The following is a 26,608-nucleotide window of genomic DNA, read 5'->3' on the forward strand; positions in this document are numbered from 1 at the left end:
TGGTTCGGCATCTTTGCCGGTCGCCACATCGACTCGTGCCCGCACGCTATCCTCCTGGCAAGGAGCGTGACAGAAGACGCGCCAGTAATAAAGCCTGCGTGCCAAACTGGCTGTTACCCGCTGGACCGGGCGCGTTGGTCCACGTCCAAACGAGCCTCAGGATCGGACTGCGTCAAAGATCGAAACTTGCGAAAACCGGTGCATGGTCGCTTGGCTTTTCCCAGCCCCGCGCCGCGCGCAGAACGCGGCTGCCATGCGCGGCGTTGGAAATGTCCGGCGTCGCCCAGACATGGTCCAGCCGCCGTCCCTTGTCGGCAGCATCCCAATCCTTGGCGCGATAGCTCCACCAGGAATACAGCAACCCGTCCGGGATATCCTGCCGCGTGACATCGACCCAGCCACCGGCCTCCTGGGTCTGTCCAAGATGCTCGACCTCGATGGGCGTGTGGCTCACGACCTTGAGCAGTTGCTTGTGCGACCACACGTCATCCTCGCGCGGCGCGATGTTCAGATCACCGACAAGAATCGCCTTCTCGGGCCGCTCACCATGAAACCAGTCCCGCATGTCGGTCAGGTAATCCAGCTTCTGGCCAAACTTCTCGTTGATCTCCCGATCCGGCGCATCACCACCTGCGGGCACGTAGAAATTGTGGATCGTCACCCCGTTCTCGAGCCGCCCCGCAACATGGCGCGCATGGCCCAGCCCGGCGAAGTCCTTGTCGCCCAGATCCTCGATCGGCAGCTTCGACAGGATTGCAACGCCGTTATACCCCTTCTGCCCGCGCGCGATCACATGGCCGTAGCCCAGCGCCCGGAACTGCTCGAGCGGGATCTTGTCGACCGGGCTCTTGCACTCCTGGAGGCACAGGACATCCGGCGCTTCATCGGTCATCAGCCGGGCCACGAGCCCCTCACGCAAACGGACGGAATTGATGTTCCAGGTGGCAAGGGTAAAGGACATGAAGCGCATCTCCGGCAGGTGTCAGGTCGCCAGACACTGCCCCCGCAGGTCGCCCATCGCAACCCGGAAACCGACACGAAAAAACGCCCCGGGCTATGGCACCCGAGGCGTGAAGGTAGTCTGCGAACAGACGAGGGAGGAAAAAATCACCAGTCCTTCGGACCCTTGTCGGCAAACTGGTGAACCAGGAAATCGATGAAGGCGCGGACCTTGGGCTGGGTAAAGCGGCCCGGCGGATAGACCGCGTAAATGCCCTGCGTGTCGATCGGAAGGTCCGGGATCGCATCCTCGACCAGCCCTTTCTCCATCGCGTCGGCATACAGAAACGACGGCAGATAGGCGATGCCCAGACCCGCCACGCAGGCATTGAGCAGCGACTGACCGTCATTCACCGACAACCAACCGGCGGTGCGAATCTGGCGCTTTTCACCCGAGGGCGCGGTCACCTTCCAGACATTGCCGCTGGACTGGTTCGAATAGTGCAAGAGCTTGTGCTCGTTCAGATCGTCGATCCGCCGCGGGCGACCGTATTTGTCGAAATACCCCGGCGCCGCGATCATCCGCTTGGTGGTCTCGGTCAGCTTGCGCGCGCGCAGCGTGCTGTCTTCCAGTTCACCGATCCGGACCGCCATGTCGAACCCTTCGGAAATCAGTTCCACATAGCGGTTGTTCAGAACCATGTTGACCGTGATGTCCGGAAAATCGGACAGGAACTCACCAAGGACAGGCGACAGGTGATTGACCCCGAAATCGGTCGCCACGCTGATCCGCAGCAGGCCCGAAGGCGCGGATTGCATCGACGTGACCAGCGCATCCGCCTCGCCCGCATCGTTCAGCACCCGGCGCGCGCGGTCGTAATAGGCCAGACCGATCTCGGTCGGGCTCACCCGCCGCGTCGTCCGATTCAAGAGCCGTGCGCCAAGCCGCGCCTCGAGAGAGGACACATGCTTCGAGACAGCAGACTTGGAAATGCCCATCTTCTTCGCCGCGTCGGTAAAGCCACCCTGATCCACAACCGTGGCAAAGGCCTCCATTTCGGTAAGACGGTCCATACGTATCCCTCGTGTTTTGTTGACACGGGTATGGCCGTCAAATCAGGCGCGACTTGGGCGTACTGCCGACAATATCTTGGTTTTCTCTGGCAATGTCACCGGCATGGAAACAAGGTTTGCCCCCCGTCCACCCTGTCCGACAGCCGCTCTGCCCTCGCCATGGCCGATGCTCAGCCTATGTTTACCCAAGGGCAATTTCAGCGCCCCATTTTCAGGGAGGAATACATGAAACGCATCATACTCACGGCCGCATTTGCATTGGCCATAGCCCACACCGCCCATGCCGGTACCACGCCCTCGCCCGCCGGGGCCGCAGTCTACTTCGTCGCGCCGCAGGACGGCACCAGCGTGCAATCCCCGGTTACCGTTGTTTTCGGTCTCAGCGGCATGGGGGTCGCGCCCGCCGGTATCGAGAAAGAGGCCACCGGCCATCATCATATTTTCCTGAACCGCGCCCCCTTCGGCGAAGGCACCGAGGATGACGACCTGATCGCGAACGGCATCCCGAGCGACGAGTCACATCTGCACTTCGGCGGGGGCCAGACCGAGGTAAGTCTCGATCTTCCGCCCGGAGAACATACGATCCAGCTTGTCCTGGGCGATGAATTCCACGTCCCGCACAACCCGCCCGTGGTCAGCGACGTGATCACGATCACCGTGGCCGAATGACAAAACGCCGGGCCAATCGGCCCGGCGCTCCTCACACTACACCCTTTTGTGCTCAGGCCGCCTTGCGCGTGTGTTTGCCTTCTTCGACCTCTTCCACGATCTTGCCGACAAAGGCCTTGAGGTCGCCGGGGTTGCGGCTCGTGATGATTGCCTGATCCACCACGACCTCTTCATCCTTCCAATCCGCGCCCGCGTTCTGCACGTCGGTCTTGATCGAATGATAGGACGTCGCCTCGCGGCCTTTGAGAATGTCGGCCTCGATCAGCACCCAGGGCGCGTGGCACACGGCGGCAATCGTCTTGCCTTGGTTGTGAAACGCCTTCACCAGATCAAGCACGTCTTCCTCGACGCGCAGCAGGTCCGGGTTGATCTGACCGCCGGGAATCACCAGCGCGTCATAGTCATCGGCAGACACGTCCGAGATCTTCGCATCGGCCTCGGCTTCGCGCCCCCAGTCGCTGCCTTCCCAGCCCTTGATCGGGTTACCGTCAAGCGTGGCCACGTGCAGCTTGGCACCTTTGGCGCGCAGTTGATCGCGGGGAAACTCCAATTCGGACTGTTCAAATCCGTGGGTTGCAATGAGTAGGATCTTTGCGTCGTTGATCGCTGGCATTTTGGGCCTCCTGATGGGATGAATGTCGAAGCGGGACATCATGTCCCGCCGTCTGACCAATCAACGCATCGGAGTACCAGCCGTTCCTTACAGTGTCGCGGCCAGGCGCGTGCCCTGATCGATCGCCCGCTTGGCGTCCAGTTCCGCCGCCACATCGGCCCCGCCGATCACGTGACAGACCACACCCTTCGCCTCCAGAGCATCCGCGAGCCACCGTTCCGACACCTGCCCGGCGCACAGGACCACCGTATCGCAGGCGATCAATTCGGGCCGCTCGCGCGCCTCTCCGTAAGAGATGTGCAACCCATCGGCGTCGATGCGTTCGTAATTCACGCCCGCCTTCATCTGGACATCCTTCATCGTCAGGCTCATGCGATGAATCCAGCCCGTCGTCTTGCCCAGCCGCTTGCCCGGCTTTTCCGCCTTGCGCTGCAACAGCGTCACCTGCCGCGCGGGCGGGCCGGGCTGCGCACCGTCGGGGGACAGACCCGAGCGCGCTTCGGCCGGATCGGTGACACCCCATTCCTTCATCCATTCCGGCAGATGCTCGGTCGGGCTCTCGCCCTCGTGCACAAGGAACTCCGATACGTCGAACCCGATGCCCCCGGCCCCGACCACCGCAACCCGTTTGCCCACCTTGGCCCTGCCGCGCAGGACGTCGACATAGCCCACGACGTTTGGCCCGTCCTGACCGGCAATCTGCGGATCGCGCGGCAAGACACCGGTGGCGATGATCACATCGTCGAAATCAGCCAGGTCATCAACCGCGACAGCCTTGCCCAGAACAACCCTGACCCCGGTTTCCGCCAGCATCGTCCGGTACCATTCCACGAAGCCCCAGAACTCTTCCTTGCCGGGGATTTGCTTGGCCATGTTCAACTGTCCGCCGATCTCGTCGGCCTTGTCGAAAAGCGTCACGTCATGCCCGCGCTCTGCCGCCGTGATCGCCGCCGACAGACCCGCAGGCCCGGCACCCACCACCGCAACGCGCTTGGGGTTATCGATTTGTTCAACAAGCAACTCGGTTTCGAAACACGCCTTCGGATTCACGAGGCAGGACGAGATTTTCATTTGGAACGTGTGATCCAGACAAGCCTGGTTGCAGGCGATGCAGGGCGCGATCTGCTTGGCCTTGCCCGCTGCCGCTTTCGCCACGAAATCCGGATCGGCCAAAAATGGCCGCGCCATGCTCACCATGTCGGCACAGCCCTCCGCCAGCACCTCTTCGGCCACCTCGGGAGTGTTGATCCGGTTCGACGTGATGATCGGAATCCCCACCTTGCCCATCAGCTTTTTCGTCACCCACGCAAAGGCGGCACGCGGCACGGAGGTGGCAATCGTCGGGATGCGCGCCTCGTGCCAGCCGATGCCGGTGTTGATGATCGTGGCCCCGGCCTTTTCGATCTCCTGCGCCAGCTGGACAACCTCGTCATGGGTCGAGCCATTGGGCACCAGATCAATCATCGACAGGCGGTAAATGACGATGAACTCCGGCCCCACCGCCTCGCGCACCCGCCGCACCACTTCGATGGGCAGGCGCATGCGGTTCTCGTACGACCCACCCCAGCGATCCGTACGCTTGTTGGTATGGGTGACAAGAAACTGATTGAGGAAATACCCCTCCGATCCCATCACCTCGACCCCGTCATACCCCGCTTCCTGTGCGCGTTTCGCAGCGGTCACCATGTCGGCGATCTGTTTCTCGATACCCTCTTCATCCAGTTCGATCGGCGGGAACGGAGAGATCGGGGATTTGACCGGGGAAGGTGCGACACATTCCTTGCCATAGGCATAGCGCCCGGCATGCAGGATCTGCATCGCGATCTTGCCATCCGCTGCATGCACCCGGTCCGTGACAATCCGGTGGTTGGCGATGTCCTGATCGGTGAACAGCCCCGACGCCCCCGGAAACACCCCGCCTTCGCGGTTAGGTGCCATACCGCCCGTCACCATCAGCGCGACACCACCTCGCGCGCGGGTGGCGTAGAACTCGGCCACGCGGTTCCAGTCACCGGTCTCTTCAAGGTTCGTGTGCATCGACCCCATCAGCACGCGGTTCTTGAGCGTCGTGAACCCAAGGTCGAGCGGGGCCAGCATGTGCGGGTATTCGGTCATGGCAGAACTCCTCCGTTGCCGTCACCTGACACGCGCGAAGTTGACGTGTCACGCCCCAACGTCACGTCACGGGGTTACGTCATGGGCGATCATACTCCGCCGCATGCCGCCCCGCCCAAAGCCCGGTGGCGAAACATGCGGTTAGCAGATACCCCCCGGTCGGCGCATCCCAGTCGAGCATTTCCCCCGCGCAGAACGTCCCCGGACGGTCTTTCAGCATCAGGTTGTCATCCAGCGCCTCGAACGCGACACCCCCGGCGGTCGAAATCGCCTCGTCCATCGGGCGCAACCCGGAATGGCGGATCGGAAGCGCCTTCAATCGCGTCGCAAGCTCATCGAACGGAACCGGCGCACCTTGGGTAAACTCGTTCCAAAGCGCGATCTTGACGGGGGGCAGGTTCAATGTGTTGCGCAGGATCTTCGCCATGCCCTTCTTGGCCGTGTCCGGCAGGCGCTTTTGCACCTCCTTCACCGAAAGGTCCGGCAGCAGGTCAACGGTCAGCGGCGCTCCGTCTTCGCGCAGCGCGGGGGCCAGCGAATAGATGCCGCCCCCCTCAAGCCCCTCTTTCGACAGGATCGCCTCGCCCCGCGACCGCAGATCACCGGCGCGCCATTCCACCGATTTGATCGGTTGGCCGAACTGCGTCGTCATGTGGCCGGACCAGTCGACCCTGAGCCCGACATTGGACGGCTGGAACGGCGTCACCGTGATTCCGTTCGCTGCGAAACGGTCGGCCCAGTGCCCATCCGACCCCAGCCGTGCCCAGCTTGCGCCACCCAGCGCAAAGACCGTGACTCGGGGCGTCAGAACCCGCGTGCCCTCGGGCGTGTCGAACCGGTAGGTGTTCTGATCCCAATCAACCCAGCGCCAGCGTGTGTGACGCTCCAATCCGAGCCCGTCCAACCGCTCCAGCCACGCGCGCAGAAGCGGCGACGCCTTCATCGCATGCGGAAAAAGCCGACCCGTCGATCCCGCGAATGTCGTCTGTCCGAGATTCTCCGCCCAAGCGCGAACTTCTTGTGGCCCGAAGCCCTTGAGGCAGGCCCGCAATGTCGGATGAAGCCCGGCGCCATAAGAGGCCAGAAAAGGCCCGAACGGCTGCATCCTGGTCAGGTTCAACCCGGACTTTCCCGCCATCAGGAACTTGCGCCCGATCGACGGTTTCGCCTCGACCAGCGTCACCACGCGACCCGCGGACAATAGCGCCTCTGCCGCCATCAGCCCCGCCGGGCCGCCGCCGATGACCAGCGCATCCGTCATTCCGCCGCAGCGGCATGACGCATCTCGATCACGCGATGCGGGTAGGGTATCTCGATATCGTGCTGCTTGAGCGCATTCCAGATCAGGAACAGAACATCCGAGCTGTACCTGTTCTTTCCGTCGTCGATGCCGTTCACCCAGAATTCCACGCAGAAATCGATGCCGCTGTCCCCGAAGCCGCGCAGTTCACAATCCGGTGGCTCGGGATCCTGAAGCACCGACGGGTGCCTGGACACCGCCGCCTCGATGATCTCGGGGACGCGGTTGATATCGGTATCGTAATGCACCGAAAACGGCACCTCGTAGCGGTTGGCGCTGCCCTGGTCCGAATAATTGATCACCCGTGTGGTGATGAAATCCTCGTTCGGCACCACGATCCAGCGGCCGTCGAAGGTTTCCAGGATCATGGCCCGCGCTGTTGTCTTCACGATGGTGCCCGCCTCGCCATTGTCGAGTTCCACATAGTCGCCGACCGTTGCCTGCCCCTCCAGAAGCAGGATCACACCCGAGATATAGTTCGATGCGATCTTTTGAAGACCGAAGCCCAGACCGACACCGATGGCGCCGCCGAGAACGGCCAGAGAGGTCAGCGGCACACCCATGATGTTCATCAGCAGCAGGAAGGCGACACCGAAAATGACAAGTTCGGCCGCCTTGGCCGCCAGTTGCCGGGTGGCGGGGCGCATGTCTTCCTGGCGGTTGATATAGGTCGCGGACTGATCGTTCGACCAGCGCCCGAGCCAGAACAGGATCGCTCCGGCGATGACCCCGCGCAACAAGGCCATCACCGAGAACGAGATGTTGCCCAGGCTGATCATGGTTGCGTTCAGTCGGTCGGCCAGCGGGTCGAGAAGCCCGACCGTGTAAAGCGCCATCACAGGCAACAGCACATAGCGGCCAAGCAGCTTGAGAAACGGATCCGCGACCATGTCGCGAACAAGGACGCGCGCTGCCAGCAGCAGGAACAGCCGTTTTCCGAACGCGATGATGTCCCCCGAGCCGAAGACAGACCGGATGACCTGTTCGCCGATGCCGCTCAGCAGATAGGCAAGTAGCGGAAGCAACAGCGGCACCCCGGACACCAAGAAGCCGCGCGCCCTGGACAAAGGATCGGATGCCCCGTCCCGCGGCGTCAACATGCCGGAAAACGGCTTGCGAACGCGTCGCGCGACAAGGACGGCCAGAAGATAGGCGACCACCAGCGTGGCAAATTGCGACCACGCCGCCGGCGACATGAGCCAGGTCAGCGCGATCTGCGATCCCTGCTGCGCGTAGGTACCGGCCTGCTGCACAATCGGGTGCTGTACCGCCAAATCCCAATCCATGCCGATTCCCTTGAAAATGCGCCCTGATGAAGCAAGTCAATGCCTTGAGCCTGTTGCTTGCACAAGCCTCGCACGGCGGAGCGCCACCAAAGTGAGTCCTTCAGTCCCCATATGCCCGCTTTGCCAGCGCCCGATCCCGGTCGGGGTGAAGCAAAGCCATCATCACCTTGTCCCAAAACTGAAGGGCGGCAAGGGCGGGCCGACCGTGCTGGTGCATCAGATCTGCCACAACGAGGTTCATGCCACGCTGACCGAAGCCGAACTGGCCCGGGACTTCAACACACCCGAGGCGCTGCGTGCCCATCCGCGGTTGTCAGGCTTCTTCGACTGGGTGGCAAAGCGGCCGCCGGAGTTTCACAGCCGCAGCGCGGGCGGGCGGCGCAAGCGCAAGAGATAGGTCCGGACGGGTCCTATTGTTTCGCGCGCGAAACATTCGGTCCGCATCGGACCCATTAACGATTTGGTAACGATTGGAGCGCGCCGGCACGACGCGCGCCAGACGGCGCCTGTCTCAGCGCGGAAAGTGCGGCCTGTCGGTATTGTAGTGTTCGGCGAGGTAGTCGAGGACGATCTCGCGATCCTCGTCGGGGATCGGCTCCATGCCCTGTTTTTCGACCATCCACACCAGCAGTTCATCCCAGCCTTCGCGGGTCTGGCCCTGCTGCGCCACAAGCTGCGTGGAATGGCAGCTTGCGCAATAGGAATAGGTGACGCCCGCGCCTTCCGCCGGATAAAGCGCGCCCACGTCGCCCACATCCGCCGCGGGATCCTCGGACCCGTTGTCCTGCGCGGTGAGGCCGAATGGCAGGGCAGCGGCCAAAACCGCCGCCCCAAGAGTTCGTTTCAGAGGAAGGACCGTCATGCATCCCCCGCCTGAACGGAAACCTTGTGGAACGAATTGTTGAGATAGCCTTTCGGATTCCAGCGGATCGCGTGGGGCTGCATGACGCCTTCGCTGTCGGTGGCCCGGGCCCAGATCTCGTAATAGCCAGCCTGCGGCACCGTCACGTTGGTCCGCCAGTTCTGCCAGGCGCCGTTGTTCACCGGATCGTCAAGCTCGGCCTCCTGCCAGCTTTCGCCGTAATCCGAGGACACCTCCATGCGCCGCACCTCGCGGTCGCCCGCCCAGGCATGTCCGCGCACGTCGATTTCGGTTCCGACCTCGGCCCCGTCCTGCGGATGGGTGATCAGGGATTTGACCGGCATCGCGTGGATGGTCTCGAAATCCTCGAGCGGCACATCTGTTCCGGGTGCGACCGGATACGTCGGCACGCTGTAGGATGGCGCGGCCATCTTGGTTCCGTCGTGCTTTTCATCCAGCAATTCGATCCGCGTCAGCCATTTCTGCGAACACGATCCAGGCCATCCCGGCACGACAAGCCGCAGCGGCGCGCCGTTCAAGGGGTGCAGAGGTTCTCCGTTCATCTCGAAGGCGATCAGCACGTTGTCCGTCATCGCCTTTTCGATCGGCACACCGCGCGACAGCGGCGACCGGTCCGGATCACCTGACAGGTGGGCATCGGCGCCATAATGGCCGGTATAGACGACATTGTCCTGAAGACCGGCCGCATCGAGCACGTCGCGCAACCGCACGCCCGTCCATTCCGAACAGGCCACCGCGCCATAGGTCCATTGGTTGCCCGAGGCCGGCGGATTGAAGAATGCCCGCCCGTTGCCGCCGCATTCGAGTGTCAGCGCCATCGTCACGACCTCGAAATTCTCGCGCAGCTCGTCGATGCTCATCTCCATCGGCTCGTTCACCAGCCCATCGACGGTCAGGGTCCAGCCCTCGGCCGATGTCTCGGCGGGCGCGATTCCGTTGTTGCGCACGAAGTGACGATCAATGGGCGTGATGTCGTCGTCGAGCAGGTGCGCCGGGGTTTCGGCATTGATCGGTCGGTCATTGAGAACGTCAAGCCCGTCCTTGCCATCCAGCCCGCCGTTCTGCGCCAGTGCGCGGGTCGACGTCATCTGGATCGGCACGCCCACACCCAGAATGCCAGCGGCGAGTCCGAGACCCGAAACGCCCAGAAACCCGCGCCGCCCGCTGTCTTCGGGCGCATCTTCAATGCTCATTTTCGGAAAATGTTTCATGACAGGATCCTCCACCATTTTATTGGTGGAAAACGCAGCGCGACGCGGCCGGGTTCCAACCGAGCGACCGCGTCAAAGCATTTCAGGAGTCCGGTCTGACGCGCAAGGATCGTCGTCAACGGCATGGGCACATGTCAGGCTTGCGGAAAGCCCGCTTGACCGTTGCTTACGGGCTTTTGTGACAGCGCGCCGTGGGTCTTCGGCTTAACCGACGTTCATGCGTTCGACATAGGCGCGCATCTCTTCGGCCTCGTGGCGGGCATCGCGCAGGCCCTCCATGGCGGCGGCCAGTTCGGCTTCGGTCTGCGCCAACTGGTTCGTCAGCTCCGCCTCGCGTTGCTGAAGATAGGTGATCGCCTGATCGCGGGTTTCCTCGGCCTCGTGAAGCTCCTGGCTCATGCGTTCGAGTTGGTCCATGTCGGCCTGGCTGACGCGGGTGAAGCGGTGCACGAGCCAGTTCGCGAACCATCCCAGGCAAAACGCCACGAACAGGATGATCGCGGTCGTGATGACAAACTCAGTTCTGTTCATCGCTGGTGTCCTCTGCGCCTTCGCCTTCGGATGTTTCGTCGGTTGGCGCGGATTCTTCAATGCTTTCCAGCGTGGTTTCCGTCTCGGGGATGGGGTCGGGACGTCGCAGCTTGAACTCGATCCGGCGGTTGGCCTCGCGGCCTTCCTCGGTGTCATTGCTGGCAATCGGTTGTTCCTCGCCGTAGCCCTTGACCTCGTAGCTTGCCGTCAGGACACGCCGGTTCCGCAGCGCATCGACAACGGCCTGCGCCCGATCCTGGCTCAGCTGCTGGTTCATCACTTCGCGCCCCTGGCTGTCGGTGTGCCCCGCGATGACCAGCGGAATGTCTCCGCAAAGCTGCAGCAACTCCGCGATCTCGTCCATGATATCGCGCGTTGCCGCGTCCAGCGTGGCCGATCCCGGTTCGAAGGTGATCTTGCGCTCGCCGATGATCTCGACGATCTTGGCCTCGCATTCCTCGGGCGTCGGGATGCCGAGCAGCGGGTCGAGTTTTTCCTGGTAGAGGACCTCGATCTCGAACTCTTCGCTCTCGCCCAGCTTGTCGGCCAGAACACCTGCGATCTCGGAACTGGCGTTCTGGTTGCCGGTGTTGCCGGTGATCCTCAGCGCGTCCGGTGTCACGACGACGGCACCGTTCGACAGGCGGGACAGCGCTTCGAGACCTGCCAGAACGCGGCTTGACCAGGTGGCGGGCAGGGTTTCGTCAACCCGGGCGGTGGTGCGCACGGTGGCGGACCCGAACGCGGCGCGGGCAAAGCTGTCGGCGGTCTGGCGGGCGATTTCGCTGTTGATGCGTCCGCGCAGTTGCACGTCGCCCTCCGGGCTGCGGGTCGCGGTGAACTCGGGAATGCCCTCGGGTTCGGCCGACGGCGGTTTCGGCAGCGTCGCCTTGATGACGAAGACGTCCGGCAGATCGTTTTCCAGTTCGCCGACAACCCTGTCGAACAGCGCCTGTTCGGTTCCCTCGAGCGCGAAGAGCGCGACATCGGCATCGGCAAAGGTGATGGAGCCACCCCCCAGCGTGTCGACCGCGGAAATGCCCATCGCCGCGGCAAGGCCCCAGTCATTGGTGGGGGTGCCGAGTCCAAGCCGGCAGTCGACCTTGTCGTCCAGCCCCGCATCGGCGGCGGCGGACAGGATGGCCGCGCGATCTTCGATCGTGGGCGCGGCACAGGCATCGAAGCGCGCGCCATCCGCATCCTTGATGAAGCGCAGGGTGAACGGCGAGATCACCGGGCGGGGCGCAGTGATCTCGAGCGCCAGTTGCACGTCGTCCCCGGCGCGGCGGGCCAGGTCGGCCTCGACCCGGCGGCGGGTGTCCTCGTCGGCGACCGCCCCCTTGATCGTCACGCTGCCCGCCTCGATCGAGATCTTGGACCGGTCAAGCACGCGCAGCACGGACACCGCGTAATCCAGCGCATCCTCCCAATGGTCGGGCACGGGGTAATCCGCGACCTCCAGAAGATCGGCGATGGGCGCGTCGGGAACTGCGCGGGAAATGTCCGAGACCAGTTGTTCGCGATCGGTTGCCGCCGGAAGCAGCCCGATCATCGACACGCCGTTGTCGTTGCGCAAAAGCTCGATCGAGAACCGGGGCGGCGTTATGCCATCGGTGTCGGTGATGTCGATCTGGTCGATCACGCGCGCGCTGTCGACCACGCGGCCGGCCGCTGTCAGCGCCTGAAACCGGTCCGCTTCGGTCGGGGCCGTGCCGATCAGGAACACCTGAAGGCCGTTCGTGTCCACGTCGGCCCATGTCAGCGCATCCCGGTCGAGTTCGGTGCGCACCGCGCTCTCGGAGCTTTCCTCGACAGATCCGGCCGCGACCCAGGCGGCGCCAAGGCTGAGCATGGCGGCGACGGCAAATGTGAACAGCAATGTAAAGACAGAAGACAGGCGCATCAGCGTTCCGCGTCAGATGATGTTGCTCCAGCGATACGCCGCAGGGCCGGGGAACGCAATCACACGAACAGCGCAGCGGCGAAAAACAGCACAGGGATCAGGCCCGCGTTCCGGTTCGATCGGAAGAGTTCGAGCAGCCGGTCCATGTCATCCATTTTCAGCCGCCGCAACTGCCACATCATGTGCCAGCCCATCGCCCAGGGGCCGCCCAGCGCGAGCACCAATGCGAAGATTTCGCCGCGTGGGGCCGACAGGATGATCGCGAACCCCATGAGCGCCACGGTCAGTACAAGGAACCAGGCAAGGTATCGCGGTGTGTCCTCCTCGAACAGGCGCGCGGTGGATTTCACGCCGATCAGGGCGTCGTCCTCCTTGTCCTGGTGGGCGTAGATCGTGTCGTAGAAGAGCGTCCAGGCCATCCCCGCCAGGTAAAGCGCCACCGCGGGCCATTGCAATTGGCCGGTATGCGCCGTCCACGCCAGAAGCGCGCCCCAGTTGAAGGCGATACCGAGAAAGATCTGCGGCCACCAGGTGAACCGCTTGGCGAAGGGATAGATCGCCACCGGCACCAGAGCGATGATGCCCAGCAGGATCGCCTGTGCCGGAAAGGTGATCAGGATGAGGAACGCCACCAGCGACTGGATCACCGCCCAGGCCAGCGCCTGTTTCGCGCTGACCTGTCCCGAGGGAATCGGCCGCGAGGCGGTGCGCGCGACGGACCCGTCGATGTCGCGGTCGGTGATGTCGTTCCAGGTGCAGCCCGCACCGCGCATCAGGAACGCGCCGATGCCGCAGCCAAGGATGATCCACGCATCGAAAAGCCGAACCTGACCGGTGTGGAACATCGCCAGCAACGTGCCCCAGACGCAGGGCAGATAGAGCAGCCATGTGCCGATGGGCCGGTCCGCCCGGCTGAGCCGCAGATAGGGGCGGGTCCAGGCGGGCGCATGGCTGTCGACCCAGTTGCCCGTGACTGCGTCGGCGACCTGACCGCTCTGGTCTGGTGAAATCTGCGGGCCGGGCATATGTGTTGCTCCATGAATGCGAAACTGCGTGCGAAAGTCAGGCTTTTTGTAGAGCAGCCGCTTGGGGCGGCACAACCGGTTCCTCTGACGCGGGAGCAGGCGCATTACCTCTTTGGCGTGATGCGGATGAGTGTGGGCGATCCCGTGGCGCTGTTCAACGGGCGCGACGGTGAATGGCAGGCCGAGGTCGCCGAGGCGGGCAAGCGCGGGGGCATCCTTGTGTGCCGCGAACAGTCCCAGCCGCAGGCAACGCCGCCGGACCTGTGGTTGCTTTTTGCGCCGATCAAGAAGGCCCGCACCGATTTCATCGTGGAAAAGGCCGTCGAGATGGGCGCGCGGCGCATCCTTCCGGTGCAGACGGCGCACACCAATTCAGAACGCATCCGGCAGGACCGGCTTCAGGCCCATGCGATCGAGGCGGCCGAGCAATGCGGCGGCGTGTTCGTGCCCGAGGTGGCGGAACTGACCAAGCTGGATAGGCTGCTGAGCGGATGGGACGGCGCCCGGCGCATCGCCTTCTGCGACGAGGCCATGGCCGGAGAGACCGGGCGCCTGCCAGACACACCGGGACCGTGGGCGGTTCTGATCGGACCGGAAGGCGGGTTTTCCGAAGACGAACGCAAACGGCTGCGGGGGATGGAGCATGCGACAGCGATCAGCCTTGGCCCGCGTATCCTGCGCGCCGACACGGCGGCGGTGGCGGCCCTGACATTGTGGCAGACCACCCTGGGGGACTGGGCGTGACGGCGTTTCGGTCAACCGAAACGCGCACATCCGTCGACGGATGTGCAGCGCCCGGTGACGCGCGATGAGCTTTGTTCGACCCGAAGTGCGTGCGGCGATGCTGCGTTGGCGCGAGGCACTGGTCGGCGTGCTGATCCTGTTGGTGGGTCTGTACTGGAGCCTTGGCGTGACGCCCGGATTGCTGACCTGGATCGGCTACCTGGCGCTGTTTGTCGGGGCCGCGTTGTTCTTTGCCGGAGTTCAGCGCGGGCGCGCCCGCATGGGTGGCGGCGGCCCCGGCGTGGTGCAGGTTGTCGAACGGCGGATCGGCTATTTCGGGCCGCTCAACGGCGGGCTGGTCGATCTGGACGCGATCACGTCGCTGAGCCTCGATCCCACCGAACACCCGCGTCATTGGGTCATCGCCCACGAGGATGGCCCCGCCCTGCACATTCCGGTCAACGCCGAAGGGGCCGACAGCCTGTTTGATGCGTTTGCCGGCCTGCCCGGCCTGAGCCCCGGGCGTGTCGCTTCGACCTTGAAACACGAGGGCACCGCGCCAATTGTGCTCTGGCGCAGACCAGACCTTCAGAAACGCATCGCGCGCCTGCATTGACAGCCCGAAGAAATCGGCCCAAGGCTGGCGCCGAATGACGAGCAGACAGACCGGAGACGCGCCATGTCCATCCCCCAATCCGGCGGCGGGCCCATCGAAAACGAAGCCCAGCTGGCGCAGTACCTTGCCGAGGGGTGCAAGCCCAAGGAAGACTGGCGGATCGGCACCGAGCATGAGAAATTCGGCTATTGCAAGGACAGTCTGCGCCCGCTGCCCTATGAAGGCGTCCGGTCGATCCTTGCGGTGCTGCAGGGTCTGCGCGACGCCCATGGCTGGGCGCCGGTCATGGAAGGCCAATACCTGATCGGGCTGGAAAAGGACGGCGCGAACATCTCGCTTGAACCCGGTGGTCAGCTGGAACTGTCCGGCGCACCCTTGGAGACCATTCACCAGACATGCGACGAGGTGAACGACCACCTGCGCGACGTGAAGGACATCTCGGACAAGATCGGCGTCGGGTTCATCGGTCTGGGTGCCGCCCCGATCTGGCAGCATGAAGACATGCCGCTGATGCCCAAGGGGCGCTACAAGTTGATGGATCGCTACATGCAGAAGGTCGGCACCGCCGGCACGACGATGATGCGACGCACCTGCACGGTTCAGGTGAACCTCGACTTTTCGTCCGAGGCGGACATGGTGCAGAAGATGCGCGTGGCGCTGGCGTTGCAGCCGGTCGCCAATGCGCTTTTTGCCACGTCGCCGTTTTTCGAGGGCAAGCTGAACGGTCACAAAAGCTGGCGGGGGCGCGTGTGGCGGCATCTGGACGATGCACGCACGGGGATGCTGCCTTTCGTGTTCGAGGACGGTTTCGGGTTCGAGGCCTGGGTGCAATACGCGCTCGATGTGCCGATGTATTTCGTCTACCGCGACGGGGTCTACCACAACGCGCTGGGGCAGTCGTTCCGCGATTTCCTCAAGGGTGAACTGCCTGCGATGCCGGGTGAAATCCCGACGCTGTCGGATTGGGCCGATCACCTGACGACGATCTTTCCCGAAGCGCGGGTCAAGAAATTCATCGAGATGCGCGGCGCGGACGGTGGCCCATGGCGGCGGCTGTGTGCGCTGCCCGCGTTCTGGGTCGGCCTGACCTATGATCAGTCAGCGCTGGACGCGGCGTGGGATCTGGTCAAGGGCTGGGATGCCGAGACCCGTGAAGGGCTGCGCGTGGCAGCGTCGGTCGACGGGCTTCAGGCCAAGGTGAACGGAATCAGGATGCACGATCTGGCGCGCGAGGCGCTGGCGATTTCCGAGGCCGGGCTGGTGGCCCGAGCGCGACCGGGTGCGGGCGGGCTGGTGCCGAACGAGACCCATTTCCTGAACGCGTTGAAGGAAAGCGTCGAGACGGGACAGACCCTTGCCGATGAGCTGATCGAGCATTACAACGGCGATTGGAACGGCGACCTGACGCGGGTCTACCGCGAATACAGTTACTGAATCGGGATAAAAAAGCCGCCTTGCAGCGGCTTTTTTCGATTTCGACCTGTACGAGCGGTCAATACCCGATCGCGCAGCCATCCTTGCGGGGGTCTGACGCGCCTTCGAGAACGCCGTGGTCGTGGATCAGGATCGCCTGCGCGCCACCGATGGCGACCTCGGGTGTGTCCACCTCGTGTCCCATCGCCGTCAGCTCGGCACGCACCGCGTCCGAATAGCCGCGCTCCATCATCAGCTTGCCGTTCTCGGCAAAACAACGCGGCGCATCCAGTGCCGCCTGCGGATCGAGCCCGAAATCGGTCATGTTGGTCACCGCCCGCGCATGTCCACAGGACTGGTACTGACCGCCCATCACGCCGAACGGCATCGACACCCGACCGGCATCGCGCAGCATCCCCGGAATGATCGTGTGCATCGGGCGCTTGCCTCCGCCATATTCGTTGGCGTGCCCCTCTTGCAGGGTAAAGCCCGCGCCCCGGTTCTGCATCAGGATGCCGAATTTTTCCGACGCCAGCCCCGACCCGAAGCTGTGGAACACCGAATAGATCAGCGATACGACCATGCGGTCCTTGTCGACGACGGTGATGTAGATCGTATCCTTGTGCACCGCCTCGCTGAGCGCGGCAGGCCCGTCCATCGCGCGTTTCGGATCGATCAGCCCGGCCAGCCGCTGCGCCGTGTCCATCGACAGCATGTGATCCAGCCGGGTCATGTGATCGGGATCGGCCACGAAACGGTTGCGCGCATCATAGGCAAGCTTGGTCGCCTCGGCCTCGATATGCGCCCGGTCCGCGCCGAACGGGTCGAGCGAAGCCAGATCGAACTGCGCCAGGATATTGAGCAGCAGGATCGCCGTTGCGCCCTGACCGTTGGGGGCATGTTCCAGAAGCTCGCGCCCCTTGTAGGTGCCGCTGATCGGGTCGCCCGTGGTGGTCCGGGCATCCGCGAAATCCGCCTCGGCATGGACGCCGCCAAGCGCATTGAGCGTGGCCAGCATGTCGTCTGCGACCTCACCGGTATAGAACCCGTTGCGACCCTCTTTCGCCACGCGCTTGAGCACCTCGGCATTGCCGGGAAGCCGGAACAGATCGCCGCGCTTCGGCGCATTGCCCTGCGGCAGGTAATGCGTGCGGGCGTGACCCTGCAGCAGATGCGCGTTCTGCGCCCAGTCCCACGCCACGCGATCCGCCACCGGAAGCCCGTTCTCCATGTAACCGATCGCCGGGGCCAGGCTGTCGGCGATGCCAAGGCGGCCCCATTTTTCGGACATCGTGCAGAACGCGTCGATCGCGCCGGGAATGGTCACCGCTTCGGGGCCATAAAGCGGCACGGTCGCCTCGCCACGGTCACGCAGGTCCTCGGGCCTGGCCGCAGCAGGGGCGCGGCCGGATCCGTTGACGGCGATCACTTCGTCGCCCCCGGCGGGTGAGATCAGTGCGAAACAATCGCCGCCGATCCCGGTCATCGCCGGTTCTGCCTGTCCCAGGATCACGGCACCCGCAATGGCCGCGTCGACGGCATTGCCGCCGCGCTTGAGAATGTCGATGGCCGCCTCGGCCGCCAGCGGATGCGACGTGGCGCACATCCCGTTTGCCGCCATCACCGCAGAGCGGCCTGGCCGTTGAAAGTCACGCATGACGTCCCCTCTTTTTTCGGCCCACCATAGGCAGACGGGAAGGGAGGTCAATCAGATGGTCATGCTGGGGGGAAGTAGTACCTCGACGCCGCACACTGGGTGGGGGCTGTTAATGGCGCGGCGCCGAGGTGAAGCTATTTGCAGCTACCCTTGCCTTATCCATCCGAACCGCGACGAAATTTCGGAACAATTGCGGTCTTTCTGCGGCTTACCCTCGAAATCGGTCAACAAAGCCGTTTGTTCACAACCATTTAATCCAAATTCTAGACAATCGCGCCGGCAAGTCGCCAATGCTCGGGATCACCACACGAGGGTCACATATCGAGTCGCAGGATCAGATCGTTCCGGCAGACCTGGCGGCCATAAGCCAGATCGGCCACCAGCGATCTTATCAGGAACCATCCATACCCACCTTCGGCCAGCTCCAGCGGGTCCGGGGCCGAGCAACCGGCCAGGGTTGCCGGCGGCACGGGCAAGCCCCAATCGGTGATCCGTATCCGCAGATGCGCCGCCTGCGTGTCGACCCGCACGGCCACCGCACCAAGTGCCACAGCCGGGTAGGCGTGTTCGGCCACGTTGTTCAGCGCTTCGGCAAGAACGATCTGGACCGTGTCGCACATCTGGCCGTACCCGGAGCGCCGCAACGCCCCGAGCACCCGCGACAGGATCACGGGGGTTGTCCTGTCCATCGCCGGCAGGCAGAGTTCGGCGATCGGAGCGGGATCAGCCCTGCCCGGTGTCACTAACCTGATCCGCCGTGTCATGGATCGTGAAGATCGTATCCATCCGAGTCAGACGGAACACCTTTGCGACCACCGGCTGAAGCGCCGCCAGTTCCAGGACCTGCCCCGGACGAAGCTGCTTCATCGAGGCGACCACCGCGCCCAGACCGCTTGAATCGATGAAATCGACCTGCTGCAAATCCAGCATGAACCGCCCCTCTGCCGCTGCCGTGAGGCTGCGCATTTCCTCCTTGAACTGAAGCGCCGTCGACGCGTCTATGCGGGATGCGTTCACGCGGATCACGGTCGCTGTCGGGGTGGGGGTGACGATAAGTTCCATGGTGCCTCTGCAATTTGTTCCACAGCACAGGCTAGACGCCAATCCTTACCATCCGGTATGCAGGGCCCAACGCTTCAGAGACGAGGATGGGATATGCCAGAGGTCGTGATCACAGGTGCAGCACGCACCGCCATGGGGGGCTTTCAGGGCGTCTTTGCCGATGTCACCGCAGCAGAGCTTGCCGGCAGCGCGATCCGCGCCGCGCTGGGTCAGTCGGGTGCGCCTTCGGTGGACGAACTCCTGATGGGCTGCGTCCTGCCGGCCGGCCAGGGCCAGGCCCCGGCGCGTCAGGCGGGGTTTGCCGCCGGTCTGGGCGAAGAGGTGCCCGCGACAACGCTCAACAAGATGTGCGGATCGGGCATGAAAGCCGCGATGATGGCCTTCGACGCCATCGCGCTCGGGCGTGCCACCACCATTGTCGCGGGCGGCATGGAATCGATGACCAACGCGCCTTACCTGCTGCCCAAGATGCGCAGCGGAGCGCGGATCGGGCACGGCCAGGTGATCGACCACATGTTTCTCGACGGGTTGGAAGACGCCTACGACAAGGGCCGCCTGATGGGCACCTTTGCCGAGGATTGCGCCGAGGCGTTCCAGTTCACCCGAGAGGCTCAGGACGACTACGCGCTGCGGTCGCTGTCCAACGCCCTGGAGGCGCAGAAATCCGGTGCGTTCGAGCACGAGATCAGCCCGGTGACCCTCTCGACCCGCAAGGGCGACGTCACCGTGACCGTGGACGAGCAACCCGGCAATGCCCGCCCCGACAAGATCCCGACGCTGAAACCCGCCTTCCGCAAGGACGGCACCGTGACCCCGGCCAACAGCTCGTCGATCTCGGATGGCGCAGCGGCCCTTGTCCTGACGACCGCGGACGCCGCCGGGCCAAACGCCCGCGCGCGCATTGTCGGCCATGCAAGCCACGCACAGGCCCCCGGATTGTTCACCACCGCACCGGTTCCGGCAGCGCAAAAGCTGCTCGACCAGATCGGCTGGAGCACGGACGAGGTGGACCTGTGGGAAGTCAACGAGGCCTTCGCGGTGGTGCCGATGGCCTTCATGCAGCAGATGGGCCTGTCGCGCGACATCGTGAACGTCAATGGCGGCGCCTGCGCGCTGGGACATCCCATCGGCGCGTCCGGCGCGCGGATCATGGTGACGCTGCTCAACGCGCTGGAAAAACGCGGGCTGAAGCGCGGGGTTGCAGCGATCTGCATCGGCGGCGGCGAAGGCACGGCCATCGCGATCGAACGTCTCTGACACTTCTCTGGTTCAGAAATATCCCGGGGGTGAGGCCGAAGGCCGAGGGGGGCAGAGCCCCCTGCCCCGGGTTGCCAAAGGCACAAACATGACGATTGACTACCCGACGCTCGCCAAGACAATCCAAGCCCTGACGCAAGGTGAAACCGACACGGTGAGCCTGATGGCCACCGTGGTCTGCGAGGTCCACCATGCGGATGACCGGTTCGACTGGACCGGATTCTACCGTGTCACCGGTCCGCAGATGCTCAAGGTCGGACCGTATCAGGGCGGGCATGGCTGTCTGGCCATCCCGTTCTCCCGCGGGGTCTGCGGCGCTGCAGCGCGCAGCGGAGCGGCGCAGCTTGTTCCCGACGTGCATGCCTTTCCGGGCCACATCGCCTGCGCATCCAGCACGAGATCCGAACTGGTCCTGCCGGTCTGGAACGGCAAGGGGCGCTTGCTGGGCGTGTTCGACATCGACAGCGATCAGCCCGACGCGTTCACGCAAACCGATTCAGAGGCGCTGGCCGCGATCCTGAAGGACAGCTTTGCGCAGGTGATCTGACGTGCCGCCGCGCCACCGTTCGCAAAGCCGCCTGAACCGGAGGCAGGCCGGTTCTACGCCAGCCCGATGAAGGACAGAATTGCGATGACGATCACGACGAGGCCAACGATGTAGATGATGCGGTTCATGGACTATCCTGTTTGCTGGTGCTTTGGCTCTCAACCGCCTGAACGCCAATTTGTTTCATGGATCGTGCAAGTGACGCCGCAGAGATGCCTGGCAATCTGTCTCGAACCGGGCCGGAAAGTACGTCCGGCCAGCGCCGTTTGTCCCGACCGCCGTTGTCTCGCTTGATCCCTGTCTTGCCGACGGAGGGTCCGAAAGCGGGAATTGTGGCGTGAAATTTCCTTTTGAATTTTCACGTTCCCGTGCAATGAAATTCATAACCGAATTTTCACAGGCGACCCGTGCAGCACGATCCGGTCCTCCACAGCAAGACCCTCGGCGCCGATCTGCGGGCGCTGCGCAAGGCGCGTGGACTGACGCTTCAGGACATCGCGGACAGGCTGGGGCGGTCGGTCGGTTGGGTCAGCCAGATCGAGCGCGACCTGTCCGAACCGTCGATCACCGATCTGCGGCACATCGCCAAGCTGTTCGATGTGCCGGTCTCGCTGCTTTTCGGCACACCACAGGCCGCGGCAGACGAGTCGGGATACGTCGTGCGCGCCGGGGCGCGACGGCCGATCGGGAGCGGCGACTCGGGGCTTGTCGAGGAACTGCTCTCACCCGACCTGTCCGATGATTTCGAAGTCGTGCACTCCACCTTCCAGCCGCACAGCCGCATCGGCGAGGTCGTCACCCGCCCGACTCAGGAAGTCGGCTACCTTGTGTCGGGCAGGCTCGACCTGATCATCAGCGCACGCAGATTCACGCTGACCCCTGGCGACAGCTTCCGCATACGGGCCGAGCCGTTCGAGTGGATCAACCCTTATGATGACCCCGCCGTGGCGATCTGGGTCATCGCGCCGCCGGTCTACTGATGACGTTCGAGGGTTGGAGCATCTTCGCGCTGTTCTGGGTGGTGTTCGTCACCTCTCCCGGTCCGAACGCGGTCAATTGTATCCAGAACGGCATGACCTTCGGTTTTGCGCGATCCCTTTGGGGCGTGCTGGCGATTCTGACACAGGCCGTGCTGTTCCTGTGCCTGTCGGCGGCCGGCATCACCGCGCTGATCGCGGCATCGCCCACCGCCTTCCTGGTCGCCCGGATCCTGGGCGCAGGCGTGCTGATCTGGCTTGGCGTGCGAAGCTGGCGCAATGCGGCCAAGCCGCTGGCCACGCCGGATGTGCATGCCGGCACGATCTATGGCCGCGCCTTTCTGATCGCCACGATCAACCCGAAATCCGTCGCGGGCTACCTGGCCGCCTTCAGCCAGTTCGTGCAGCCCGACACACCGATCGGCCAGCAGATGTGGGTCATCGTACCCACAGCGCTGACCATCACCGCCGCGAGCTACATGACATACACCGCGCTTGGGGCCGGGCTCGGACGCAGCGCGTTCGGAACCATCGGGCACCGCCTGACCCGCCGCCTCCTCGCCATCTGCTTTGTCCTTTACGGCGTCGCGCTTGGCGCTGCCTCGCTGCCGGAGCCGCGAAGATGAGCTTTCCCTTCCACGACCTGAAACGCGAGGATCGACCATGATCGAGCTTGCCCTGTCGATCCCGCTCTGGACCTACATCACTTTCATGGGGGCAGCCTTGGTGCTTTATCTGACGCCAGGGGCCGACATGATGTTCACGCTGGCCAGCGGCATGCGCGGTGGCGCGCGGTCCGGCATGGCGGCGGCGGCAGGGATCGGGCTGGGCGTCATGGGCCATGTGGTGATCGCGGCGGCGGGTCTTGCCGTGTTGCTGCTCACCTACCCCATCGCCTATGACGCCCTGCGCTACGCGGGTGCGGCCTATCTGCTCTGGCTCGCCTGGCACAGCTGGACCGACACAACCGATCCCGCAACGCGCCAGGGACGCGATGACACATGGCGCGCGTTTCGGCGCGGTTTCCTGACCAATATCCTGAACCCCAAGGTGGGCCTCTTCGTGCTGGCCTTCCTGCCGCAATTCGCCAATCCCGCCATCGGCCCGGTCTGGCAGCAGATCCTGATCCTCGGCACGCTGCTCGCTGTCGGGGAACTGGCGGTCTACTGCGTGCTGGGCGGCTTTGCCGGCCTTGCCGCTGCCCGCATCAAGCGCGCGTCCGGCTGGTTGGGCAAACTGTCTGCAATCGTCTTTGGCGGGCTCGCGCTGCGCCTTGCCTGGAACTGAGGAGACTGCCATGTCCGATTTCCCGACTTCCACCCGTGTCGTCATCATCGGCGGCGGTGTCGTCGGTGCCTCCTGCGCCTATCACATCGCCAAGGCGGGATGGGACTGCGTGCTGTTGGAGAAAAACGAGCTGACCGCCGGGTCGACATGGCATGCCGCAGGGAACTGCCCGTCCTTCAGCACAAGCTGGGCCGTGATGAACATGCAGCGCTATTCGCTGTCACTGTATCGCACCCTCGCGGACGAGGTCGATTACCCGATGAATTACCACGTCACCGGGTCGATCCGTCTGGGCCATACCAAGGAGCGCATGCAGGAGTTTGAACGCGCCCGTGCGATGGGGCGGTATCAGGGGCTGGATCTGGAGATGATGTCCGTCGCGGACATCAAGCAGCGGTATCCGTTCATCGAAACCCACGACCTTGCCGGGGGTCTTTATGATCCTGACGACGGCGATATCGACCCGGCGCAGCTGACACAGGCACTGGCCAAGGGCGCGCGCCAGATGGGGGCGAAGATCGAACGCTTCTGCCCAGCTACGGGGGTGTCCCGTAAAGGCGGCGACTGGATCGTGCACACCGACAAGGGCGACATCACCTGCGAAAAGGTGGTCAACGCGGCAGGCTACTATGCCCAGCAGGTCGGGGAATGGTTCAAGCCTTATGGCGGGCGCACCGTCCCGATGGCGGTGATGAGCCACCAGTATTTCCTGACCGAACCCGTGGCCGAGCTTGAGGCGTGGTCCAAGGAGAACGGCAAGCTGCCGCTTCTGCGGGACGTGGATTCCAGCTACTATCTGCGGCAGGAAAAGTACGGTCTGAACCTTGGACCGTACGAGAGGAACTGCAAGGCGCATTGGGTGATGCCCGACGATCCCATGCCGGACGATTTCAGCTTTCAGCTTTATCCCGACGATCTGGAACGGCTCGAATGGTATATCGAAGACGCGATGGCCCGTGTGCCGATCCTTGGTGCCTCGGGTGTGGGCCGGGTGATCAACGGCCCGATTCCATATGCGCCCGACGGTCTGCCCCTGCTGGGCCCGATGCCCGGCGTGCCGAACGCGTTCGAGGCCTGTGTGTTCACATTCGGCATCACCCAAGGCGGCGGCGCGGGCAAGGTGCTGGCGGAATGGGTCACCGAAGGCCAGACCGAGTGGGACATGTGGGCGGTCGATCCCCGCCGCTACACCGATTACACCGACCAAGACTACTGCACCCAGAAGGCGATCGAGGTCTACGGCCACGAATACGCCATGCATTTCCCGCGCCACGCCTGGCCTGCTGGACGCGACAAGAAACTGTCGGCGGTGCATGACAGGATCATCGCGGCAGGCGGTGTGATGGGGGCCTACAATGGCTGGGAACGGGCCAACTGGTTCGCGCAACCGGGCGACGACACATCGGAGGAAACGACACAGACCTGGGCGCGATCAGGTCCTTGGCAGCAGCGCATCAAGGAAGAATGCGAAGCGGTGCGCGACACGGCAGGCGTTATCGCCATTTCCGGCTTCACCCGCCTGTCGGTCGAAGGGCCCGGCGCGCGCGCCCATGTCGATGCCCTCACCTGTTCGTCCCTGCCGCAACCGGGGCGCGTTGGTCTGGCCTATTTCCCGGATGATCGCGGCCGCATCCTGACCGAGATGTCGGTGATCCCGCAAAGCGAAAACGCGATCTGGCTAATCACCGCGGCCGTGGCACAATGGCACGACCGCGATGTGCTGATGCGCGATCTGCCCGAAGGCATCAGCATCCATGACCGCACGACGAAATACGAGTGTTTCCTTGTGACCGGGCCGAAATCCCGCGAGATGCTCGCACCTTTGACGGATGCCGACCTGACCTTGCCTTGGTTGTCCTTCCAGGAGGCGCAGGTCTGCGGCAAACCTTGTGTCCTGTTGCGCGTTTCCTTCGCCGGTGAACTGGGATGGGAGGTGCATTGCCTGACCGAGGATGCGCCCGCGATCTACGACGCCATTCTGGGCGCAGGAGCAAAGCCCTTTGGCATGTACGCCCTCAACGCGCTGCGGATCGAAAAGGGCTACCGTGCGTGGAAGGACGATCTTTCGACCGATTACACCCTGCTGCAAGGCGGGCTGGACCGGTTCGTCAGACTAGACAGGGAACAGGACTTCCCCGGCAAGGCGGCTCTGCAAAACGAGAAACAGCAGGGCGTGACCAAACGCTTTGTCGCCCTGATCGTGGACGCAGGTGCCCATGACGCCCCCTACATGTCGACGCTCTGGCATGACGGGACCGTTGTTGGTGAAACCACGAGCGGAGACTGGGGTTACCGGGTGAATGCCTCCATAGCGCTTGGCATGCTGCGGGCCGATCTTGCGGTGCCGGGCACGGAACTCGAGATCGACATCTACGGCGAAATGCGCAAGGCGGTGGTCCAGAAGGACGCCCCCCTCTGGGATCCGAAAAACGAAAGGCTGCGCGCATGACGATCACGATTCTTGACGGTGGCATGGGTCAGGAACTGATCCACCGTTCCGGCAGCAAACCGACCCCGCTCTGGTCCACGCAGATCATGATCGACAGCCCGCATCTGGTGCGCGACATCCATGCAGATTATTTCGCCGCCGGGGCCGATATCGCGACCACCAACACCTACGCCATCCACCGCGACCGGCTGGCTGGCACCGCGTTCGAGGACCGTTTCGAAGACCTGCACCGCACCGCGCTCGACATGGCGCTGGCAGCGCGCGACGCCCATGGGTCGGGTCAGGTCGCGGGCGCCATCGGTCCGCTCGGCGCATCCTATCGGTCGGATCTCCAGCCACCTCATGACATCGCGGTTGCGCGCATGGCCGAAGTGGTGACCCTGATCGCGCCGGACTGTGACATGCTGCTTTTCGAAACGGTAATCTCCGCCGCCCAGACCCGCGCCGCACTCGAAGCGACGCGCGGCGTCGGCAAACCTCTCTGGATCGCCTTTTCGGTGGATGACGAGGATGGCAGCCGCCTGCGCTCGGGCGAGGCGCTGTCAGATGCAGTGGCTTTGTGCGGCGACGCCGACGTGCTTCTCGCCAATTGCTCGGCCCCCGAGGCGATGCCCGCGGCGATCGACATTCTCAAGGCCAGCGGCAAGCCTGTAGGGGCTTATGCAAATGCGTTCACGCAGATCACCAAGGACTTCCTCAAGGACAAATCCACCGTCGAGTCCCTGAGCGCGCGCCGCGACATGGGACCGGAGACTTACGCAGATCACGCCGCAACCTGGAAAAACCACGGTGCCACCATCCTTGGTGGGTGCTGCGAAACCGGTCCCGCCCATATCGCCGAACTTGCCCGGCGATGTGCAAGGGACTGAGCCGCGTGGCCTCCTCTATACCCGTCCCGTTGCAGGTTAAGCCGTCGTCAAGGTTAACGCGCCGCTCCCGGCTTCTTCTCTTTCCAAACATGCAAACGCCCGGCCTGCCACAGAGCCGATCCTTCATCATGGGCTCAGCAGGCACCACAAAGGTGACCCAGCCCTGAATTCCAAAGATGACCGCCCCGTCTCACAGGCTCCA

At 63.7% G+C, this 26,608-nt stretch carries 26 protein-coding genes; 12 read left to right on the forward strand and 14 right to left on the reverse strand.

The window, feature by feature from the left end; translation table 11 throughout:
• Positions 1-172 precede the first annotated feature (172 nt).
• A complete protein-coding gene (locus LCF60_RS15870; RefSeq protein WP_292293074.1) occupies positions 173-961 on the reverse strand; it encodes an exodeoxyribonuclease III in 789 nt (262 codons plus the stop codon).
• A 146-nt stretch (positions 962-1,107) separates the two neighbouring features.
• Positions 1,108-2,013, reverse strand: a complete 906-nt coding sequence (locus tag LCF60_RS15875; protein ID WP_292293075.1) for a LysR family transcriptional regulator — start codon at positions 2,011-2,013, stop codon at positions 1,108-1,110.
• Between the two features lie 225 nt (positions 2,014-2,238).
• Between LCF60_RS15875 and LCF60_RS15880 the strand changes: the two genes are divergently transcribed.
• The gene (locus LCF60_RS15880; protein ID WP_292293077.1) at positions 2,239-2,682 is read left to right on the forward strand and encodes a DUF4399 domain-containing protein; all 444 of its coding nucleotides are present in this window, start codon (positions 2,239-2,241) and stop codon (positions 2,680-2,682) included.
• A 52-nt stretch (positions 2,683-2,734) separates the two neighbouring features.
• On the opposite strand, the gene LCF60_RS15885 is transcribed toward LCF60_RS15880, so the two are convergent.
• The 4 genes from LCF60_RS15885 to LCF60_RS15900 form a co-directional block, all read right to left on the reverse strand.
• Positions 2,735-3,295 (reverse strand): type 1 glutamine amidotransferase domain-containing protein, encoded by a 561-nt coding sequence (locus LCF60_RS15885; RefSeq protein WP_292293079.1) that lies wholly within the window; start codon positions 3,293-3,295, stop codon positions 2,735-2,737.
• A gap of 87 nt (positions 3,296-3,382) precedes the next feature.
• Positions 3,383-5,410 carry an NADPH-dependent 2,4-dienoyl-CoA reductase gene (locus LCF60_RS15890; RefSeq protein WP_292293080.1) on the reverse strand — a complete coding sequence of 676 codons (2,028 nt, stop codon included), beginning with the start codon at positions 5,408-5,410 and terminating at the stop codon, positions 3,383-3,385.
• 79 nt (positions 5,411-5,489) lie between these two features.
• Entirely contained in the window at positions 5,490-6,671 is a 1,182-nt protein-coding gene (locus LCF60_RS15895) for a TIGR03862 family flavoprotein (RefSeq protein ID WP_292293082.1), read from the reverse strand.
• Positions 6,668-7,996, reverse strand: a complete 1,329-nt coding sequence (locus LCF60_RS15900) for a mechanosensitive ion channel domain-containing protein (RefSeq protein ID WP_292293083.1) — start codon at positions 7,994-7,996, stop codon at positions 6,668-6,670. Before LCF60_RS15900 ends, LCF60_RS15895 begins: the two co-directional genes overlap by 4 nt.
• A gap of 91 nt (positions 7,997-8,087) precedes the next feature.
• On the opposite strand from LCF60_RS15900, the gene LCF60_RS15905 reads away from it, so the two are divergent.
• A complete protein-coding gene (locus tag LCF60_RS15905; protein WP_292293084.1) occupies positions 8,088-8,393 on the forward strand; it encodes an HNH endonuclease in 306 nt (101 codons plus the stop codon).
• A 114-nt stretch (positions 8,394-8,507) separates the two neighbouring features.
• Here LCF60_RS15905 and LCF60_RS15910 read toward each other — a convergent pair whose 3' ends face one another.
• The 5 genes from LCF60_RS15910 to ubiA form a co-directional block, all read right to left on the reverse strand.
• Positions 8,508-8,858 (reverse strand): aldehyde dehydrogenase, encoded by a 351-nt coding sequence (locus LCF60_RS15910; protein WP_292293085.1) that lies wholly within the window; start codon positions 8,856-8,858, stop codon positions 8,508-8,510.
• Positions 8,855-10,090 (reverse strand): sulfite oxidase, encoded by a 1,236-nt coding sequence (locus LCF60_RS15915; protein ID WP_292293086.1) that lies wholly within the window; start codon positions 10,088-10,090, stop codon positions 8,855-8,857. Before LCF60_RS15915 ends, LCF60_RS15910 begins: the two co-directional genes overlap by 4 nt.
• A gap of 204 nt (positions 10,091-10,294) precedes the next feature.
• Complete coding sequence (locus LCF60_RS15920) at positions 10,295-10,621, reverse strand: hypothetical protein (protein ID WP_292293087.1); 327 nt, start codon at positions 10,619-10,621, stop codon at positions 10,295-10,297.
• Positions 10,608-12,524, reverse strand: a complete 1,917-nt coding sequence (locus LCF60_RS15925; protein WP_292293089.1) for an OmpA family protein — start codon at positions 12,522-12,524, stop codon at positions 10,608-10,610. Before LCF60_RS15925 ends, LCF60_RS15920 begins: the two co-directional genes overlap by 14 nt.
• Positions 12,525-12,583: 59 nt before the next feature.
• The gene (ubiA, locus tag LCF60_RS15930) at positions 12,584-13,549 is read right to left on the reverse strand and encodes a 4-hydroxybenzoate octaprenyltransferase (RefSeq protein ID WP_292293090.1); all 966 of its coding nucleotides are present in this window, start codon (positions 13,547-13,549) and stop codon (positions 12,584-12,586) included.
• A 12-nt stretch (positions 13,550-13,561) separates the two neighbouring features.
• On the opposite strand from ubiA, the gene LCF60_RS15935 reads away from it, so the two are divergent.
• The 3 genes from LCF60_RS15935 to LCF60_RS15945 all read left to right on the forward strand — a co-directional run bounded on the left by LCF60_RS15935 (position 13,562) and on the right by LCF60_RS15945 (position 16,322).
• Entirely contained in the window at positions 13,562-14,293 is a 732-nt protein-coding gene (locus tag LCF60_RS15935) for a 16S rRNA (uracil(1498)-N(3))-methyltransferase (RefSeq protein ID WP_292293091.1), read from the forward strand.
• Between the two features lie 64 nt (positions 14,294-14,357).
• Positions 14,358-14,888 (forward strand): hypothetical protein, encoded by a 531-nt coding sequence (locus LCF60_RS15940; protein ID WP_292293092.1) that lies wholly within the window; start codon positions 14,358-14,360, stop codon positions 14,886-14,888.
• A 63-nt stretch (positions 14,889-14,951) separates the two neighbouring features.
• Positions 14,952-16,322: a glutamate--cysteine ligase gene (locus LCF60_RS15945; RefSeq protein WP_292293094.1), complete on the forward strand. Its 1,371-nt coding sequence runs from the start codon at positions 14,952-14,954 to the stop codon at positions 16,320-16,322.
• Positions 16,323-16,380: 58 nt separating this feature from the next.
• On the opposite strand, the gene LCF60_RS15950 is transcribed toward LCF60_RS15945, so the two are convergent.
• From LCF60_RS15950 to LCF60_RS15960, 3 genes are all read right to left on the reverse strand, one after another.
• On the reverse strand, positions 16,381-17,958 hold the full coding sequence (locus LCF60_RS15950; RefSeq protein ID WP_292293096.1) for a gamma-glutamyltransferase family protein: 1,578 nt from the start codon (positions 17,956-17,958) through the stop codon (positions 16,381-16,383).
• 314 nt (positions 17,959-18,272) lie between these two features.
• Complete coding sequence (locus tag LCF60_RS15955) at positions 18,273-18,722, reverse strand: ATP-binding protein (RefSeq protein WP_292293097.1); 450 nt, start codon at positions 18,720-18,722, stop codon at positions 18,273-18,275.
• Positions 18,682-19,020 (reverse strand): STAS domain-containing protein, encoded by a 339-nt coding sequence (locus LCF60_RS15960; protein ID WP_292293098.1) that lies wholly within the window; start codon positions 19,018-19,020, stop codon positions 18,682-18,684. The genes LCF60_RS15955 and LCF60_RS15960 overlap by 41 nt, the downstream gene beginning before the upstream one ends.
• A 93-nt stretch (positions 19,021-19,113) precedes the next feature.
• On the opposite strand from LCF60_RS15960, the gene LCF60_RS15965 reads away from it, so the two are divergent.
• From LCF60_RS15965 to LCF60_RS15995, 7 genes are all read left to right on the forward strand, one after another.
• Positions 19,114-20,277, forward strand: coding sequence for an acetyl-CoA C-acyltransferase (locus tag LCF60_RS15965; RefSeq protein WP_292293099.1), 1,164 nt, complete (start codon positions 19,114-19,116; stop codon positions 20,275-20,277).
• Between the two features lie 88 nt (positions 20,278-20,365).
• The gene (locus tag LCF60_RS15970; protein WP_292293101.1) at positions 20,366-20,824 is read left to right on the forward strand and encodes a GAF domain-containing protein; all 459 of its coding nucleotides are present in this window, start codon (positions 20,366-20,368) and stop codon (positions 20,822-20,824) included.
• A 407-nt stretch (positions 20,825-21,231) separates the two neighbouring features.
• A complete protein-coding gene (locus LCF60_RS15975) occupies positions 21,232-21,804 on the forward strand; it encodes an XRE family transcriptional regulator (protein WP_292293103.1) in 573 nt (190 codons plus the stop codon).
• The gene (locus LCF60_RS15980) at positions 21,804-22,427 is read left to right on the forward strand and encodes a LysE family translocator (RefSeq protein ID WP_292293104.1); all 624 of its coding nucleotides are present in this window, start codon (positions 21,804-21,806) and stop codon (positions 22,425-22,427) included. The genes LCF60_RS15975 and LCF60_RS15980 overlap by 1 nt, the downstream gene beginning before the upstream one ends.
• Positions 22,428-22,464: 37 nt before the next feature.
• Complete coding sequence (locus LCF60_RS15985; protein ID WP_292293106.1) at positions 22,465-23,088, forward strand: LysE family translocator; 624 nt, start codon at positions 22,465-22,467, stop codon at positions 23,086-23,088.
• A gap of 10 nt (positions 23,089-23,098) precedes the next feature.
• Positions 23,099-25,537, forward strand: coding sequence for an FAD-dependent oxidoreductase (locus tag LCF60_RS15990; protein ID WP_292293108.1), 2,439 nt, complete (start codon positions 23,099-23,101; stop codon positions 25,535-25,537).
• Positions 25,534-26,406, forward strand: a complete 873-nt coding sequence (locus tag LCF60_RS15995; RefSeq protein ID WP_292293110.1) for a homocysteine S-methyltransferase family protein — start codon at positions 25,534-25,536, stop codon at positions 26,404-26,406. The genes LCF60_RS15990 and LCF60_RS15995 overlap by 4 nt, the downstream gene beginning before the upstream one ends.
• Positions 26,407-26,608 lie beyond the last annotated feature (202 nt).

This window comes from Marivita sp. (assembly GCF_020055635.1).
GTDB lineage: Bacteria > Pseudomonadota > Alphaproteobacteria > Rhodobacterales > Rhodobacteraceae > Marivita.